This window comes from Haloferax sp. ATCC BAA-644, assembly GCF_000336975.1.
Taxonomy (GTDB): domain Archaea; phylum Halobacteriota; class Halobacteria; order Halobacteriales; family Haloferacaceae; genus Haloferax; species Haloferax volcanii.
This window is the reverse complement of the sequence record NZ_AOLF01000038.1, coordinates 147,281-161,748: the sequence shown is the minus strand read 5'-3', so window position 1 is coordinate 161,748 and position 14,468 is coordinate 147,281. Positions and strand designations below refer to the sequence as shown.

General features: G+C 67.3%; 18 protein-coding genes. 8 read left to right on the top strand and 10 right to left on the bottom strand.

Annotated features, from left to right (window positions below; all coding sequences use genetic code 11):
* Window positions 1–3 precede the first annotated feature (3 nt).
* The 5 genes from C458_RS17445 to C458_RS17425 all read left to right on the top strand — a co-directional run bounded on the left by C458_RS17445 (window position 4) and on the right by C458_RS17425 (window position 2,857).
* Window positions 4–798, top strand: a complete 795-nt coding sequence (locus C458_RS17445; protein ID WP_004044094.1) for a cytochrome bc complex cytochrome b subunit — start codon at window positions 4–6, stop codon at window positions 796–798.
* 10 nt (window positions 799–808) lie between these two features.
* A complete protein-coding gene (locus C458_RS17440) occupies window positions 809–1,573 on the top strand; it encodes a cytochrome bc complex cytochrome b subunit (protein ID WP_004044095.1) in 765 nt (254 codons plus the stop codon).
* A 39-nt stretch (window positions 1,574–1,612) separates the two neighbouring features.
* Complete coding sequence (locus C458_RS17435; protein ID WP_008577738.1) at window positions 1,613–2,002, top strand: hypothetical protein; 390 nt, start codon at window positions 1,613–1,615, stop codon at window positions 2,000–2,002.
* Complete coding sequence (locus tag C458_RS17430; RefSeq protein ID WP_004044097.1) at window positions 1,995–2,276, top strand: hypothetical protein; 282 nt, start codon at window positions 1,995–1,997, stop codon at window positions 2,274–2,276. The genes C458_RS17435 and C458_RS17430 overlap by 8 nt, the downstream gene beginning before the upstream one ends.
* Before the next feature lie 137 nt (window positions 2,277–2,413).
* Complete coding sequence (locus C458_RS17425) at window positions 2,414–2,857, top strand: hypothetical protein (protein WP_008577737.1); 444 nt, start codon at window positions 2,414–2,416, stop codon at window positions 2,855–2,857.
* 111 nt (window positions 2,858–2,968) lie between these two features.
* Here C458_RS17425 and C458_RS17420 read toward each other — a convergent pair whose 3' ends face one another.
* Window positions 2,969–3,700 carry an NAD(+)/NADH kinase gene (locus C458_RS17420; RefSeq protein ID WP_008577736.1) on the bottom strand — a complete coding sequence of 244 codons (732 nt, stop codon included), beginning with the start codon at window positions 3,698–3,700 and terminating at the stop codon, window positions 2,969–2,971.
* Window positions 3,701–3,862: 162 nt separating this feature from the next.
* Complete coding sequence (locus C458_RS17415) at window positions 3,863–5,170, bottom strand: M28 family peptidase (protein WP_008577734.1); 1,308 nt, start codon at window positions 5,168–5,170, stop codon at window positions 3,863–3,865.
* A 201-nt stretch (window positions 5,171–5,371) separates the two neighbouring features.
* Here C458_RS17415 and C458_RS17410 point away from each other — a divergent pair, with 201 nt between their 5' ends.
* Complete coding sequence (locus C458_RS17410) at window positions 5,372–6,538, top strand: thiolase domain-containing protein (protein WP_008577732.1); 1,167 nt, start codon at window positions 5,372–5,374, stop codon at window positions 6,536–6,538.
* On the top strand, window positions 6,535–6,915 hold the full coding sequence (locus tag C458_RS17405) for a Zn-ribbon domain-containing OB-fold protein (protein ID WP_008577730.1): 381 nt from the start codon (window positions 6,535–6,537) through the stop codon (window positions 6,913–6,915). The genes C458_RS17410 and C458_RS17405 overlap by 4 nt, the downstream gene beginning before the upstream one ends.
* A gap of 20 nt (window positions 6,916–6,935) precedes the next feature.
* On the opposite strand, the gene C458_RS18610 is transcribed toward C458_RS17405, so the two are convergent.
* The 8 genes from C458_RS18610 to C458_RS17370 form a co-directional block, all read right to left on the bottom strand.
* Window positions 6,936–7,079 (bottom strand): hypothetical protein, encoded by a 144-nt coding sequence (locus C458_RS18610; RefSeq protein WP_008577728.1) that lies wholly within the window; start codon window positions 7,077–7,079, stop codon window positions 6,936–6,938.
* Window positions 7,080–7,110: 31 nt separating this feature from the next.
* On the bottom strand, window positions 7,111–8,037 hold the full coding sequence (locus tag C458_RS17400) for an alpha/beta fold hydrolase (RefSeq protein WP_008577725.1): 927 nt from the start codon (window positions 8,035–8,037) through the stop codon (window positions 7,111–7,113).
* 88 nt (window positions 8,038–8,125) lie between these two features.
* Window positions 8,126–9,241 (bottom strand): methylmalonyl Co-A mutase-associated GTPase MeaB, encoded by a 1,116-nt coding sequence (meaB, locus tag C458_RS17395; RefSeq protein ID WP_008578346.1) that lies wholly within the window; start codon window positions 9,239–9,241, stop codon window positions 8,126–8,128.
* Window positions 9,242–9,243: 2 nt separating this feature from the next.
* A complete protein-coding gene (locus C458_RS17390) occupies window positions 9,244–9,663 on the bottom strand; it encodes a cobalamin B12-binding domain-containing protein (protein WP_004044106.1) in 420 nt (139 codons plus the stop codon).
* 70 nt (window positions 9,664–9,733) lie between these two features.
* Complete coding sequence (locus C458_RS17385) at window positions 9,734–10,192, bottom strand: RDD family protein (RefSeq protein ID WP_008577718.1); 459 nt, start codon at window positions 10,190–10,192, stop codon at window positions 9,734–9,736.
* Between the two features lie 114 nt (window positions 10,193–10,306).
* The gene (locus C458_RS17380; protein WP_008577716.1) at window positions 10,307–12,109 is read right to left on the bottom strand and encodes a S9 family peptidase; all 1,803 of its coding nucleotides are present in this window, start codon (window positions 12,107–12,109) and stop codon (window positions 10,307–10,309) included.
* A gap of 39 nt (window positions 12,110–12,148) precedes the next feature.
* Complete coding sequence (locus C458_RS17375) at window positions 12,149–12,871, bottom strand: hypothetical protein (protein WP_008577715.1); 723 nt, start codon at window positions 12,869–12,871, stop codon at window positions 12,149–12,151.
* 13 nt (window positions 12,872–12,884) lie between these two features.
* Window positions 12,885–13,142, bottom strand: a complete 258-nt coding sequence (locus C458_RS17370; RefSeq protein ID WP_004044109.1) for an MTH865 family protein — start codon at window positions 13,140–13,142, stop codon at window positions 12,885–12,887.
* Between the two features lie 151 nt (window positions 13,143–13,293).
* Here C458_RS17370 and C458_RS17365 point away from each other — a divergent pair, with 151 nt between their 5' ends.
* A complete protein-coding gene (locus C458_RS17365; RefSeq protein ID WP_008577711.1) occupies window positions 13,294–14,340 on the top strand; it encodes a M42 family metallopeptidase in 1,047 nt (348 codons plus the stop codon).
* The last annotated feature ends 128 nt before the right edge of the window (window positions 14,341–14,468 follow it).

Genomic DNA, 14,468 nt, shown 5'->3' with positions numbered 1-14,468 from the left:
ACAATGAGTCTCGAACGCAAAGACGACTACGACCACAAGGCCTGGATGAAAAAGAAGGACCTCACTCCGGTCGAGGCCACCTTCCTCACCACGCTCATCTGGCTGGATAAGCGACTCCGCATCGTCGATTATCTAGAGCTTCTGGAGACGCTCTACTACCGAGTCAACCTCCAGATGCCGAAGAGCCACACCGAGCAGTACAACCTCGACAACAAGTTCTGGTACTGGTACCCCCTGTACACACTGGGCTTGTTCTCGACGCTCGCGTACGTCGTCGCGGCGATAAGCGGGGCCCTTCTCGGGTTCTACTACTCCCCCGCGACGACCGGCGACCCGACCACGGCCTACAACAGTATCGAGTTCATCATGCGCGACCTGCAGTTCGGCTTCATGCTCCGCTCCGTCCACCGCTGGGCGGCGCAGGTCATGGTCGCGGCCGTGTTCCTGCACATGCTCCGTGTCTACTTCACGGGGTCGTACAAGGAACCCCGCGAGCTGAACTGGCTCCTCGGCATCGTCCTCATCAGTCTGACGATGGTGTTCGGGTACACCGGATACCTCCTGCCGTGGGACCAGCTCGCGTTCTGGGCCGGGCAGATCGGCGTCGAGATGGCGCTGTCGGTCCCGCTCGCCGGCGAGTGGGTCGCACAGCTCCTGTTCGGTGGCTTCTCGCTGGGCCAGTCGACGCTACAGCGTATGTACATCATTCACGTGTTCCTGCTCCCGTTCGTCGTGACGACGCTCATCGCGATCCACATCGGTATCGTGTGGGTGCAGGGCATCGCGGAGCCGCACTGAGGTGACAACTATGAGCGACAACGAACCCGAAAACGAGGAGATTCGATCCGACGGCGCGGGCATCGTGGCCCCGGACGACGAGACGCCGACGTGGAGCGAGCGCAAGGCTCGCAAGACCGGCCTCTCTCGGCTCACCTACGAGTACTTCGAGCGCGCACGTCGCGAAGACCAGGACCTCCGCACGGAGTCCGACTACGTCGAACGCGACGTGCTCGCGTTCCCCACGTGGCCTCACGAGACCGTCCGCAACCTCTCTATCGCGTCGTTCTTCGTCGGGATGATTCTGTTCCTCTCGGCGACGATGCCGCCGCACATCGGTGGCCCCGCGAACCCATCGAGCACGCCGGCGGTCATCCTGCCCGACTGGTATCTCTACTGGTCGTTCGGACTGCTCAAACTCGGTCCGCTCAACCCCGAAATCGCCATTCTGGGCGATCAGATGCTGATGGCTGACCGCACGTACGGCGTGCTGGCCAACGGCGTCGTCGTCGGCTTCATCGCCATCGTGCCCTTCCTCAACAAGGGCTCGGCCCGGCGACCCGTCGAACAGCCGTTCTGGTCCGCAGTCGGCGTCTTCGGCGTGGTGTTCGCATTCACCATCTCGCTACTGGCCATCAAGAACCTCATGCCCATGAACGTCGACCTGCTGTTCGACCTGACGTTCCTGCTGCCGTTCGTCTTCGGGACCATCACCTACGCGGTGTTGAAGACGATGCGTGAGGGGTATATGTACAACCTCAACCGCCGCTACTACCGGCTTCGCCCGCCGAAATAGAGCGGAACCACTACCAACCGTCCCTTCGTAGCGTCACTGATGACAGATAGCGACGCAACCGGTCGAACCGGCGACAGCGACGGGACGCAGCGCGGACGCCGCGGCCGGCGCGACATCGTCGTTCCCATGCGGCTCTACAAGACGATTACCGTTTTTTCGACGCTCATCGCCGTCGTGGGCGTGGTCCTCGGCTTCGTCTTCCTCGACGCCGCGACGCTACAAGTGAGCGCCCTCCGCGCGGTCGTCGCCGGCGCGCTCGGCGCGCTCGGCATCGGCGTCGCAGACGGGCTACTCAGCACGGCGCTCGCGGTCGTCGGGCTGAGCATCATCGCGTTCGGCGCGGTCGTCTACACGCTCGGCACTCGCTTTCGCGCCCAAGGAATGGGAAAGTCTCAAGAGGACTCCGGCGAAGATTCGAACAATGGCTGACGAATTCATCAAGGGTCTGGGTATCCTGACCGGCTCCGGACTCGCGTGGCTGGTGCTGGCGTCGTGGTACCGGACGACCAGCTTCGAGAGCACCCAACAGCTCATCGCACCGCTGGAGTCCGGTGCGACCGAGGGACTGTTCAACATCATCGGCGTCACCCTGATGGACGTGTTCCTCTGGTTCGCACTCCTCGGCGCGCTCACCTTCTGGGTGCTCATCCCGGCGGGTCACCAGATCATGGACGCGCTCCAAGAGCGCCGCAACGCGCAGTAAGCCGACACGACGCCGTCTCTGCTCCTCTCATTTCGATTCGCGTCGCTGAAAAGTCCCTCAGAATAGCGGTCGCGTTCGGCGCGGTCTCCCGCGTCGGATTGGAAAAACTCTAATGAGTCTCGCCCCGACGGTCCTGTATGCACCCATTACAGTTCCTCGTCCCGCTCGACCAGTTGGCGGCGGTCGAACCGGTCGTCCCGCACGTGGCGCTCGCGCTCGTGCTTGCGAACTTCGCGACGCGTTTTCTCGGCCATCGGTCGCACGTCCGGCAGGCCGAGGAGGGTGGTGAGGAGGCCATCTCCCGGTATCTCCCGCACACGATCACTTCGGGCGCGCTCGTGGTGACCTCGTTCCTCTTCTTGGTCGTCGAGCCGCACGGCGGCATGGTGCTGTCCGTGCTGGTCGTCGGGATGTTCGTCACCGACTTCTTCGAGTTCGAAGCGCGCAAGGTCGAAGCCCGCACCGACAAACCGCTCGAACGCCCGAACGGCTCGCTCGTCGCCGCGGGGCTCGTGCTCCTGTACGCCGGGTTCCAGAGTCTCTTCTTCCTCGTCTCGGACTACTGGAGCCTCATCGTCTAAGCCCGCGACGCTCGCTTTTCGGCGTCGCGCTTCGCACCGCGCACGAGGAACACGTATTTTCGTCACGTCGAGCGCCGCGGCTCGACGGCTCAGTCGCGTCGAACGCGGCGCTCACTCGACCAGCATCGGGACGCTTCCGTCGCGGTCGACGACCACAGACTCCGACGGAGGGACTTCCCGGATGACCTCGTCGTCGGCGACGAGCGAGACGGGGGCGTCGTCGCGTTCGACCGACAGTCTGACCGGGGGTTGAAGCACCCACGAGTTCGTCTGGGTCGCGTACGGCGAGACGGGAACGACCGCGAGCCCGGCGGCCGGGCCGACGACCGCGCCGCCAGCGGCGCGCGCGTAGCCGGAGCTTCCGAGCGGTGTGGCGACGACGACGCCGTCGGCGCGGAACTCGTCGACCGAGGTCCAGCGCGCCGCCGCGTGCGACTCGTCGGGCGGGTCGGACGAAAACGGGACCGCCGCCTCCGCGTGGGCGACGCCGTACTCGGAGATGTGCGCCGGCTCGCTCGTGACGAGCATCGCGTCGAGGAGCGCGCGGCCCACCGCGTCGCCGCCGACGCGGAGCGAGAGCGTCGGATGGTCGACGACCCGGCCGTCGCCCGCGGCGAACGCGGACAGCCGGGCTCCGAGGTCGCGCCGCGGCGTGGCCCACGGCGCACCGCAGTCGACGGGGACGACCGGACACGCCCACTCGGAGCCGAGCGCGACCGTCGAGAGCGCCGACTCGCCGACCGCGACGACGGCGTCCGCGTCGGCCGGCTCCGATTCGACCGACGCACCGGCCGCTCTGACGGCGGTGGCGACCGAGTCGTCACCGACGATACCGAATTTCATCGTCGTCCACCCGCGGCGAGCCCCCGTAGCATCGTCCCGTGCTACGCCGCGGCGAATAAAAGCCCTCGTGGTTCGGTCCGGTGGTGGGCGGCGCGGGCCGGGCGCGGACCGGGCGGTCGGGCGGTCGGGCGGGCCGGACGGGTGCTGTGCGTCGTCGACGCCTCAGAACGGCCAGTCGCCGGTGACTTTCATGCCTTCCGCTTGGTCTTCGGCTTCGAGCGCGGCCGCGATGTCGGCGGGGTCTGCGTGGGGTATCTCGCGGTCGGCGTCGGCGAGTTCGACGGTCAGTTCGGTCAGGAGAATCGCTTGCTCGCGGAGCGTCCGCGACTCCAGTTTCTCGATGGTGTCGGCGTGGGTGTGGCCCCAGCCGCGGCCGCGGCCCTCCTTTTCGCTGCCGACCATGTACGCCGGGACGCCGTGGGCGACGAACGGCCAGTGGTCGCTGTGCGGGAGCTGTTCGGGCAGCGTCGAAACGTCGTGGTCGAACCGCTCGGCGACGGTCTCGGCGGCGGCTTCGAGTTCGTCGAAGCCGTGGGTGGTGAGCTTGAGCGTCCGCCCGGCGACGACGCCGTCGTTGTTGACGATTGCTTTCACGTCGCTTCGGGCGTCGCCGAGGCGTTCGGCCTCGTGCTCGGAGCCGACGAGGCCGACTTCCTCCGCGCCGAAGCAGACGAATCGGACGCGCGTGTCGAGTTCGTCCTCGCGGGCGGCGAGCGCGCGGGCGACTTCGACCACCATCGCGGTGCCCGCGCCGTTGTCCATCGCGCCCTCGGCGATGTCGTGGGCGTCGAGGTGGCTCGTGACGAGCACCTCCTCGTCGGTGTCGGGGCCGAGTTCGGCGTGGACGTTCCCGCTTTCGGCCGCGGGCGCTTCGCAGGTCACGTCGACGGTCACTTCGTCGCCGTCGAACCGGCGGCGGAGGCGTGCGCCGACCTCTTTGCTCACGCCGACCGCGGGGATGTCACCGATGGGCGCGTCGGCGGTGCCGACGCTCCCCGTGGGCGGGAGTTGCCCGGGGACGTGGTTGGCGAAGACGAACGCGGCCGCGCCGGCCTCGACGGCGTAGTAGTACTTCTCGCGGCGGTGGATGAAGCGGTCGTAGTGGTCGGGGACCGTCGTGGAGACGACGACGACCTTCCCCGAGAGGTCGCGGTCGAAGTCCTCGGGGAGACCGTAGCCGAGGTCGACCAGGTCGCCGCTCGCGGTGCCGGCTGGACTGCGCGGGAGCGCGATGCAGTCTTGGGTGGTGTCGGCGGCGTAGACGGCGCTGTCGCCGCGCTCCCAGCCCTGAATCTCGAAGGGGTCGATGCGGGCGTTCCGCGCGCCGACGCGTTCGAGGGCGTCTCGCGTCGCCTCCATCGCCTCGCGCTCGCCGGGCGAGCCGGTCATCCGGTTGCCGATGTCGACGAGTCGCTCTAAGTGGTTCCAGCCGACCTCGCTGGTGAACGTGTCGCCTATCCAGTCACTCATAGTGGACCGTCTCGCGGGACCGTGGTAACCGTTGCGATGGGTCGAAAACGCGGCGGTGATGAGCGGAGAAATCGGCCGACATCGGCGGGACGCCCGCTTCGTCGCGTCGCGGCCGCGAGCGCGGGTGAGCGAGCGCCGAACCGCGACGCCGCCCGCGGGCGAGCGGCAGGTTCAAGGACCATCTATCACGTACGTTCATCCATGACCGACGTGCGAATCGCCGGGGTCGGGCTGACGAAGTTCGGCAGTCACCCCGAGCGAACCGGCCGCGACCTGTTCGCGGAGGCCGCCCTCGCCGCCCGCGAGGACGCCGGCGTCTCCCGCGACGACTACGAGGAACTCTTCTACGGCAACTTCATGGGGGAACTCGCCGAGAAACAGGGCCATCAGGGGCCGGTCATGGCCGAGGCCGCCGGCCTCGACTGCCCCGCGACCCGCTACGAACAGGCCTGTGCCTCCGCGGGCGTCGCCTTCCGACAGGCCGTCGCGACGATTCGGAGCGGCGCGGCCGACGTGGTCCTCGCCGGCGGCATGGAGCGCATGAACAACCTCGGCACCGCCGAGGTGACCCAGTCGCTCGCCATCGCCGCGGACGAACTGTTCGAGGTCCGCGCGGGCGTCACGTTCCCCGGCGCGTACGCGCTCATGGCCCGCGCGTACTTCGACGCCTTCGGCGGCGACAGCGAGGACCTCGCGCACATCGCGGTGAAGAACCACGCCAACGCGATGCAGAACGACTACGCGCAGTTCCACCGCGAAATCACGGTCGACGACGCGCTCGAAAGCCCCGTCGTCGCAGACCCGCTTTCCCTCTACGACGCCTGTCCCATCACCGACGGCGCGAGCGCGGTCGTCCTCGTCAGCGACGACTACGCCGAGCGCCACGGCCTCGACGCGACCGTCTCCGTCACCGGGTCGGGACAGGGCGGCGATAAGGCGGCGCTCCAAGACAGACCCCACCTCGCGCGGACGCCCGCCGCGACGAAGGCCGCCGACGCCGCTTACGCGGACGCCGGCATCGGCCCCGACGACGTGGACGTGGCCGAGGTCCACGACTGCTTTACCATCGCCGAGGTGCTCGCGCTCGAATCCCTCGGCCTCTACGACCACGGCGAGGGCGTCGGCGCGGCCGCCCGCGGCGAGACGACTCGCGACGGCGACCTCCCGGTGAACCTCTCGGGCGGCCTCAAGGCGAAGGGCCACCCCGTCGGCGCGACGGGGACCGCCCAAGTCGTCGAGATGACGAAGCTCCTGCGCGGCGACCACGGCAACAGCGACGCCGTCCCCGATGCCCGCGTCGGCGTCACCCACAACGCGGGCGGGACCGTCGCCAGCGCGGTCGTCCACGTCTTGGAGGTGGACCGATGACCGACACCGGCTACGACGAGTGGCTGGCCGCAATCGCGGACGGCGAGGGCTACTACCTCGCGTGTCCCGACGGCCACGGCTCGCTCCCGCCGCGGCGCTCCTGTCCGCACTGCGGCGCGGCCGAGTTGACCGAGGAACCGCTCCCGGCGACGGGCGAGATACGCACCTTCACCGAGGTGCACGTCCCCGCGCCGAACTTCGCAGACGAAGCGCCCTACGTGACGGCCGTCGCGTCGTTCGGCCCCGTCAAGCTCACGGGCGTCGTCCGCGGCCTCCCCGCCGACGAGGTGGACCTCGGCACGACCGTCTCGGTCGGCGTGGGCGAGAACGCGACGACCGACGAGCGGTTGGTCGTGTTCCGGCCCGCGGGCGAGTAGGCGCATCGCCGCGCGACCACTTACTCGTCGCGCGCCTCCGCGGCCTCCAGCGGCGAGCGCCAGCCGAAGACGTACGACCCGAGGAGCCACGCCCAGAACCCGGCCGCGAGGAGCGAGATGGCACCGTACAGGAACAGCGAGAACAGCGACAGGGAGTCGAACATCGGTTCGGTGATTGAATTGCCGCGGCGACGCTCAGTCGAGGGCGTCGCGGACGGTGTCGACGAAGGCGTTCGGGAACTCGACGTGCGGGAGCAGCATCGCGTCGTCGAAGACGACGAGCGTGCAGTCCGCGGCGTCCGCGAGGTCGCGGCCCCGCTTCAGCGGCGTGATGTCGCTCTCGCGGCCCCAGACGAGCGTCGTCGGCACGTCGAGCGCCGCCAGCGCCTCGCCGAGGTCGACATCGGTGTTGAGGTAGCCGGAGATGAACGACGCCGGCGCGAAGCGCGCGCCCTCCTGATGAGCCGTTCGCCACTCGTACTCCTGCCACTCCTCGCCCGCCTTCTCGGGGTCGTAGTAGCCGTGGTCGGCGTTGAAGTAGCGAATCGACGGCCGGGAGGCGACGACGTTGAACAGCGCCTCGCCGACGACCGGCGCGCGGACGAGTTCGCGGAGCCACTCCTTCGGGTCGGGGCCGCCGCGCGACGTGGGACAGACGAGGACGAACCGCGAGACGGACACGTCGTCCCGCTCCGCGGCGGCGACGGTGTACGCGGCCGTGAGCGACGAGGCGATGACCGCGGGGTCGTCGTACTCCGCGAGGAAGTCGCCGACGAAATCCTCGTAGAGCGCGGGCGAGTAGTACAGCGCCGGGCGGTCCGACAGGCCGAACCCGGGGAGGTCGGGCGCGACGACGTGGTAGTCCTCGGCGAGCGTCGAAAACACCTCGCGGAACTCGCCGGACGACCCCGCGGCGTTGATGCCGTGGAGGAGAACGAGCGTCGGGTCGTCTTCGCTCCCGGCCTCGACGTACGACACGTCCATGCCGCGCCATCGATACGTCCCGTGCGACCCGGACAGCGGCGGTTCGAGGGGTTCAACGCGCTTCGAGAGGGCCGCGTTGGCCGCGGCGGTGAGGCCGACGCCGGCGGCGGCCAGTCCGATGGCTCGTCGGAGTTTCATGTCACGTAGATGGCGCGCGGTGACCTTAATTCGCCCGCCCGTGGCGGGATGGTGGGCGGGGCAAACGTCGTCTTGGCCTCGGCCGGCGTCAGTCGGCTCGGTCGTCCAGACACTCCCGGAGCGGTTCGAGCACGTCTTCAGCGACCGCGTAGGGGTCGGTCTCCTTTTCGACGACGGCCTGAGCGAACTCCTCGACTCCGCCGCGTCGGTCGAGTTCGGCTTCGAGGAGCCGGTTCACGTCGCTTCGGAGGAGCTGTCGAATCTCCTCGCCCGCGCGTTTGCGAGCCTTCTCGTCCAGTTCGCCGGAGGCGTCGAGGTAGTCGCGGTGGTCGTCCAGCGTCTCGACCAGCTCCTCGATTCCCTCGCCGGTCGTGGCGACGGTTTCGAGGACTTGCGGCGTCCAGACGAGGGGTTCGTCGGCGTTGGAAGGGTCATCCTCGGCGTCGCTTTCGGCGTCGCTCGCGTCCGCGTGCCCGCCGTGGTCGCCACCGTGGCCGGCGTCGTCGAACGCCGCGGCCCCGTGGTGGCCCGTATCGAGGTTCGCCCGCGGGTCGTCGCGGAGGTGAATCATCTCTTGGAGTTCCGCGACGGTACGCGACGCGCCCTCCATGTCGGCCTTGTTGACGACGAACAGGTCGCCGATTTCGAGGATGCCCGCCTTGAGCATCTGCACGTCGTCGCCGCTGCCGGGTTGGACGAGGACGACGACCGTGTCCGCGGTCTTCACCACGTCCACCTCGTTTTGCCCCGCGCCGACCGTCTCGATGATGATTCGGTCCTTCCCGAAGGCGTCGAGCGCCTTCACGGCGTCCGCGGTGGCGGTCGAGAGGCCGCCGAGCTGGCCGCGGGCGCTCATCGACCGGAAGAACACGTCCATGTCACCGACGTTCGAGGCCATGCGGATGCGGTCGCCGAGGACGGCCCCGCCGGTGTACGGCGAGGAGGGGTCCACGGCGATGACGCCGACCGTCTCGCCCTGGTCGCGGTAGTGCTTCGCCAGTTTGTCCACGAGCGTCGATTTGCCGGCACCCGGACTGCCCGTGATACCGACGACGGACGCGTCGCCCGTGTGCGCGTGGAGTTCCGAGACGATGTCGCGGTAGCCCGGCGACTGCGACTCGATTTTCGTGATGGCGCGCGCGAGCGCCCGGTGCTCGCCGTCGAGGAGTCGCTCGACGAGGTCGGATTCGACCGCCCGACTCATCGTCACGGTCGCTCGGGCGCGTGTTCCTTCACGAAGTCGATGGTCTCCTGCATCGGCGTGCCGGGGCCGAAGATGGCGTCGACGCCCTCTTCGAGGAGACCGGGTCGGTCTTCTTCGGGGATGATGCCGCCGACGATGACGAGCGTGTCGTCGAGCGCGCCGTACTCTTCGAGGCCCGCCATCACCTTCGGGACGAGCGTGTTGTGCGCGCCGGAGAGGATGGAGATGCCCAGCACGTCAACGTCCTCTTGGACCGTCGCCTGGATGATTTCGTCCGGGGCGCGATGCAACCCCGAGTAGATGACTTCGAATCCCGCGTCGCGGAAGGCGCGAGAGATGACGTGTGCGCCGCGGTCGTGGCCGTCCAGTCCCACCTTGGCGATGAGACACCGGATCGTTCGCTGTTCGGAGTCCGCGCTCATAGACGGGGATTCGATGTCCCGCGCTTTGACTCTAACGGAAAATAAGGATATACTGTTCGCCGGCGTTTCGTCAGTTCTGCTCGCGGACGACGACCGTTCCCGCGAGTCGGTCGCCGACGCGTTGTCGCTTGTCACTAATCGCCATCACGATGAACCCGACGACGTAGTAGAAGAACCCATCAATGATTCGAAGGATATTCCGCATGAACGACGACCCGATGTCACAGGTCGACCCGTCTTCTTTCACGACTTTGATACCGAGCAGTCGCTTCCCGACGGTCTGACCGTCCCACAGTCCTTCGAGCAGGAAAAAGTACCCGACAAAGGTAAGCAGACTCCCAAATATACCGATTCCCAGTCCGGCGGCTGCTCCGCCTGCGTCGCCAGTCGCACCTCCGAGAACACCAAACACCGTGAATACGATGTACGCGAGGAAGATGCCGACAAAAGTGTCTATGAGCTGTGCGCCGATTCGGGCACCGAGAATGTCGGTGTCGTCACGAGTCGGCTCGTGGTTGTAACCTTCCATCTTCGAACGAAAAGTGATTATTTGGCGTCATAAGCGTTCGTCTCTAACTATTGGTTTTGATATTTTGTCGGTGAACGCGTCAGAAGTGAAAATATAAACGGAGAGAAGAGGTCGTTAGACGTACTCATCGAGGAAGTCCGCTATCTGAGAGTACGCCTCGATTCGATTCTCTAGTTTGGTAAATCCGTGACCCTCGTCGTCGAAGATGAGTTCGCGGACGTGGGCGTGTTCTCTCGCCTCCTCGACGAGTTGGTGGGCCTCGCTGACCGGCACCCGCGGGTCGTTCTCGCCGTGGAGGACGAAAAGCGGCGCGCGAATCGTCTCGACGTTGTTGATGGGCGAGATGGATTCGAGGAACTCGCGGTCGTCCTCGAGCGAGCCGTACTCCGCCTCGCGGAGTTCGCGCCGCCAGTCGCCCGTGTTTTCGAGGAACGTCACGAAGTTCGCGATGCCGACGATGTCGACGCCGGCGGCCCAGAGGTCGGGGTACTCGGTCATCGCCGCGAGCACCATGAAACCGCCGTACGAGCCGCCCATGGCGACGATTTTCTCCGGGTCGACCGCCGGGTGGTCGTGAAGCCACTCGACGGCGGCCTCGATGTCGGCGACGGAGTCCATCCGCTTTTCCACGTCGTCGAGGTGGCCGTAGGCCTTCCCGTAGCCCGCCGACCCGCGGACGTTCGGCTCGAAGTAGGCGTATCCCCGCGAGAGGAAGTACTGCTTGACCGCCGAGAACGACGGCCGGCGCTGGGACTCCGGCCCGCCGTGGATGTCCACGATGACGGGCGTCTCCCCCTCCGGCGACTCCTCGGGGAGCGTGAAGAACGCCGGGATGTCGCGGCCGTCGAACGTCGGATACCGGACGAGTTCGGGCGGGACGAACGTATCGCGGGGGATGCCCGCCGTCGCCGCGAGCGTCCACCGCTCGGCGTCGCCCGTGGCCAACTCGACCACGTAGACGTTCGCGGTGTCGGCGCTGGCGGTGACGGTGACCGCGGCGCGCTCGCCGTCCGGCGAAAAGGAGACGCCGCCGGCGACGCCGTTCGGCAGGTCGGGTTGGGGGAGCGCGTCGATGCGGTCGGGCGCGGTGAGTTCACCGAAGGTGAGTTCGGTGTAGCCCTCGACGTTCCGCGAGTAGACGAGTCGGCGCGAGTCGTGGTCGATGCTGAGACCGTCCAGTTCGTGGTCACCGCCGGTCTCGACGGTGGTGAACTCGCCGGAAGCGAGTTCGTAGCGGACGAGTTCCAGCGTGTCGCTCCCGCGGTCGGTCACCATGTAGACGTTCTCGCCGTCGGGACCCCACTCGGGGCTCTGGAAGCGGACGGTTCCCTGATGCGGCGTGAGGTGGGTCAGCTCGCCCGCGGCGAGGTCGAGAACGGACACGTCCTGGTCGAAGTTCGAGTACGCTTCTTGGACGATGAGCTTCGAGTCGTCGGGCGAGAAGCCGCCGACGGTGAGCCAGCCGTCGCCCTCGTGGACGAGTTCGGCGTCGGTTCCGGCCCCGTTTCGGGCCTGCACGTACACGTCGAAGACGGCGTTGTCGCGGCGGTTCGAGGTGAACGCGAACCGCTCGCCGTCGCGGCTCCAGCCGCCCCAACGGTGCTTGGCGTCGGGGTGTTCGGTCAGGTTCTCGATGACGCCGGTGTCGGGTTCGAGCCGGAACAGCTGGGCGCGCTCGTTGCCGCCTTTGTCCATGCCGAAAGCCAGTTCGGGGCGCTCGGGCGACCACGAGGCGAAGGTGACGCGCTCCTCGTAGAACGTCCGCTGTTCGGGCCACGCGCCGGGCGAATCGACCGTCCAGACCTGCGGGACGCCCGTCGTGTCCATGAGGAACGACAGGCGTTCGCCGTCGGCGGAGAACGAGGCGCCGTAGGCGCTCCTGATGTTCAGGTAGCGCTCGATGTCGTACGTTCGCATACCTCGAATTGCCCCGGCGACGAGAAATCGGTTTGGGTGTCAGAAGTCAGAGAGACGGGTGTCCTCGCGGTCGGTCCAGCCGCGCATCTTCGCGTAGGCCTCGGGGTTCGTCGGCACGCCCTCGGTGTTGAGCAGGCGCTCGGGGTACAGTTCGAAGGCGATGCCGATGAGCTGGTACTCCAGTTCTTCGAGGTACGGCCGCGTGTCGGGGTACGGCCCCTCCGTGCCGACCGCCCACGGCTCGACCCAGAAGTACACCGGTTCGCGGAGCCGCGGCGGGTCGGTCGAATCGAACAGCGCCTCTACCCAGCGGTCGTACTTCCCCGGCCCGTCGTCGCGGAAGGCGGCCGACGAGAGGTCTCCGAAGTGGTAGTAGTTCCCGTACCCCCAGCGCGCGAGTTTGCCGTCGTTGGTGTCGACGTTCCGCAGATTGCTGTTGAGGTCGGTGCCGGACGCGCCGAACTTCCCGCACTTGCCGAGGTATCGGGGGACGACCTCGTCGCCGTCGAGGGTGTACATCATGTAGACGAGCCCTTCGTAGCGGCCCTCGCGGCGGTCGTAGTCGGTGACGACGCGGCCGCCGGCCTCGCGGAGCCGCCGCTCCATGCGTTCGCCGCGGCGGAGCGTCCGCCGGCCGGAGCGACCGTACGCGATGGTGTCGACGGTCCCGTCGGCGGTCGTCTCGAACAGTGAAATCGGGTCCGCGGCGTCGACGAAGCGGTCGACGAAGCGGTCCCAGAGCGCGCGTTTCGTCTCGGTCACGCGACGACCGAACTCAGATCATGCCTTCGGCCTTGAGGCCGGCGATGATGTCGTCGACGAGGCTCTCGGCGTCCTCGTACGGGAAGTCCTGATGCTTGCCGAGCTTGGCGGCCAGCTCCATCGCCGTGACGGTCACGTCGTCCGTCTTGAACTTCGTGCCCGGACCGTTCGGGAGCGCGGGGACGAGCGACATCTGATTTTCCACGGGGAAATCCGCGTTTTCGAACGCGTCCATGAACTGCTCGCGGAGCTGAGATTCGGTATCGGACATACGGTGTACCTTCGGAGAGAACTGGAAAAGCGTTCCGGAAAAACAATGACTATATTTAGAGTTCTTCCGAGACGGCGCGGCGGACCATCGAGTGCCGGCACGGTCGCCCGGGACTGATGGACTTATCTACACCGGCAATTCATGCACTCGCATGGAGTTCGACTTCGACCGCCTGAAGCAGCTTACCGAGACCAGCGGCGTCCCCGGCTACGAAGACCGCATCCGCGCGCTCGTCCGCGAGGACCTCGAAGCGACGACCGATTCCGTCCGCATCGACGGGATGGGCAACGTCGTCGGCACCATCGAGGGCGAGAGCGACTACGAGGTCGCCGTCGCGGCCCACATGGACGAAATCGGCTTCATGGTCCGCCACGTCAACGACGAGGGCTTCCTGCAACTCGACGCCCTCGGCGGCTGGGACCCTCGCGTCCTGAAGGCCCAGCGCGTGACCGTCCACGCGGAAGACGAAGACCTCACGGGCGTCATCGGCTCGGTTCCCCCGCACACGCTGACTGAAGAACAGAAGCAGCAGGAGCCGAAGGTCGAGGACGTGTACGTCGACCTCGGCCTGCCCGCCGAGACCGTCGAGGAGACCGTTTCCGTCGGCGACCTCGTGACGATGGAACAGACGACCGTCCGCATGGGGAACCACGTGACGGGGAAGGCCATCGACGACCGCGTCTGCCTGTTCGCCATGCTGGAGGCCGCCAAACGCATCGAGAACCCCGAGGTGACGATTCACTTCGCCGCGACGGTCCAAGAGGAAGTCGGCCTCCGCGGCGCGCAGGCGCTCGGCGTCGACCTCGACCCCGACCTCGCGCTCGGCCTCGACACCACCGTCGCCAACGACGTGCCCGGCTTCGACCCCGCCGACCACGTCACGAAACTCGGTGCGGGCGCGGGCATCAAGCTCAAGGATTCGAGCGCCATCGCCAACCCGAAGGTCCACCGCCGCCTCCGGCGCGTGGCCGAGGACAACGACATCGCCTACCAGATGGAACTGCTCCCCGCGGGCGGCACCGACACCGGCGGTTTCCAGAACAGCTACGGCGCGAAGCCGGTCGGCGCGATTTCGATGCCGACGCGCTACCTCCACACCGTCACCGAGAGCGTCCACGAGGACGACGTGGTCGCCTACATCGACCTCCTGACGGCCTTCCTGGAGGGCGAGACGGGCGAGTTCGACTACACGCTGTAAGCGACCCTCGGGAGACGAGCCCGAAAGCGACCCTCGTCGGCGCGGCCGACATCGCGGGGTCACCCCCCTATATCGAGGCGGGGTCACCCCCCTATATCGAGGCGCGACACCCCCGACCGGCGGACGAG

Coding starts and splice junctions, on each gene's coding strand:
- C458_RS17435 (WP_008577738.1), top strand. CDS start 1,613: ATGACAGATAGCGACGCAACCGGTCGAACCGGCGACAGCGACGGGACG.
- meaB (WP_008578346.1), bottom strand. CDS start 9,241: ATGAGTCGGGCGGTCGAATCCGACCTCGTCGAGCGACTCCTCGACGGC.
- C458_RS17410 (WP_008577732.1), top strand. CDS start 5,372: ATGACCGACGTGCGAATCGCCGGGGTCGGGCTGACGAAGTTCGGCAGT.
- C458_RS17420 (WP_008577736.1), bottom strand. CDS start 3,700: ATGAAATTCGGTATCGTCGGTGACGACTCGGTCGCCACCGCCGTCAGA.
- C458_RS17405 (WP_008577730.1), top strand. CDS start 6,535: ATGACCGACACCGGCTACGACGAGTGGCTGGCCGCAATCGCGGACGGC.
- C458_RS17445 (WP_004044094.1), top strand. CDS start 4: ATGAGTCTCGAACGCAAAGACGACTACGACCACAAGGCCTGGATGAAA.
- C458_RS17365 (WP_008577711.1), top strand. CDS start 13,294: ATGGAGTTCGACTTCGACCGCCTGAAGCAGCTTACCGAGACCAGCGGC.
- C458_RS18610 (WP_008577728.1), bottom strand. CDS start 7,079: ATGTTCGACTCCCTGTCGCTGTTCTCGCTGTTCCTGTACGGTGCCATC.
- C458_RS17385 (WP_008577718.1), bottom strand. CDS start 10,192: ATGGAAGGTTACAACCACGAGCCGACTCGTGACGACACCGACATTCTC.
- C458_RS17425 (WP_008577737.1), top strand. CDS start 2,414: ATGCACCCATTACAGTTCCTCGTCCCGCTCGACCAGTTGGCGGCGGTC.
- C458_RS17380 (WP_008577716.1), bottom strand. CDS start 12,109: ATGCGAACGTACGACATCGAGCGCTACCTGAACATCAGGAGCGCCTAC.
- C458_RS17390 (WP_004044106.1), bottom strand. CDS start 9,663: ATGAGCGCGGACTCCGAACAGCGAACGATCCGGTGTCTCATCGCCAAG.
- C458_RS17370 (WP_004044109.1), bottom strand. CDS start 13,142: ATGTCCGATACCGAATCTCAGCTCCGCGAGCAGTTCATGGACGCGTTC.
- C458_RS17430 (WP_004044097.1), top strand. CDS start 1,995: ATGGCTGACGAATTCATCAAGGGTCTGGGTATCCTGACCGGCTCCGGA.
- C458_RS17400 (WP_008577725.1), bottom strand. CDS start 8,037: ATGAAACTCCGACGAGCCATCGGACTGGCCGCCGCCGGCGTCGGCCTC.
- C458_RS17440 (WP_004044095.1), top strand. CDS start 809: ATGAGCGACAACGAACCCGAAAACGAGGAGATTCGATCCGACGGCGCG.
- C458_RS17415 (WP_008577734.1), bottom strand. CDS start 5,170: ATGAGTGACTGGATAGGCGACACGTTCACCAGCGAGGTCGGCTGGAAC.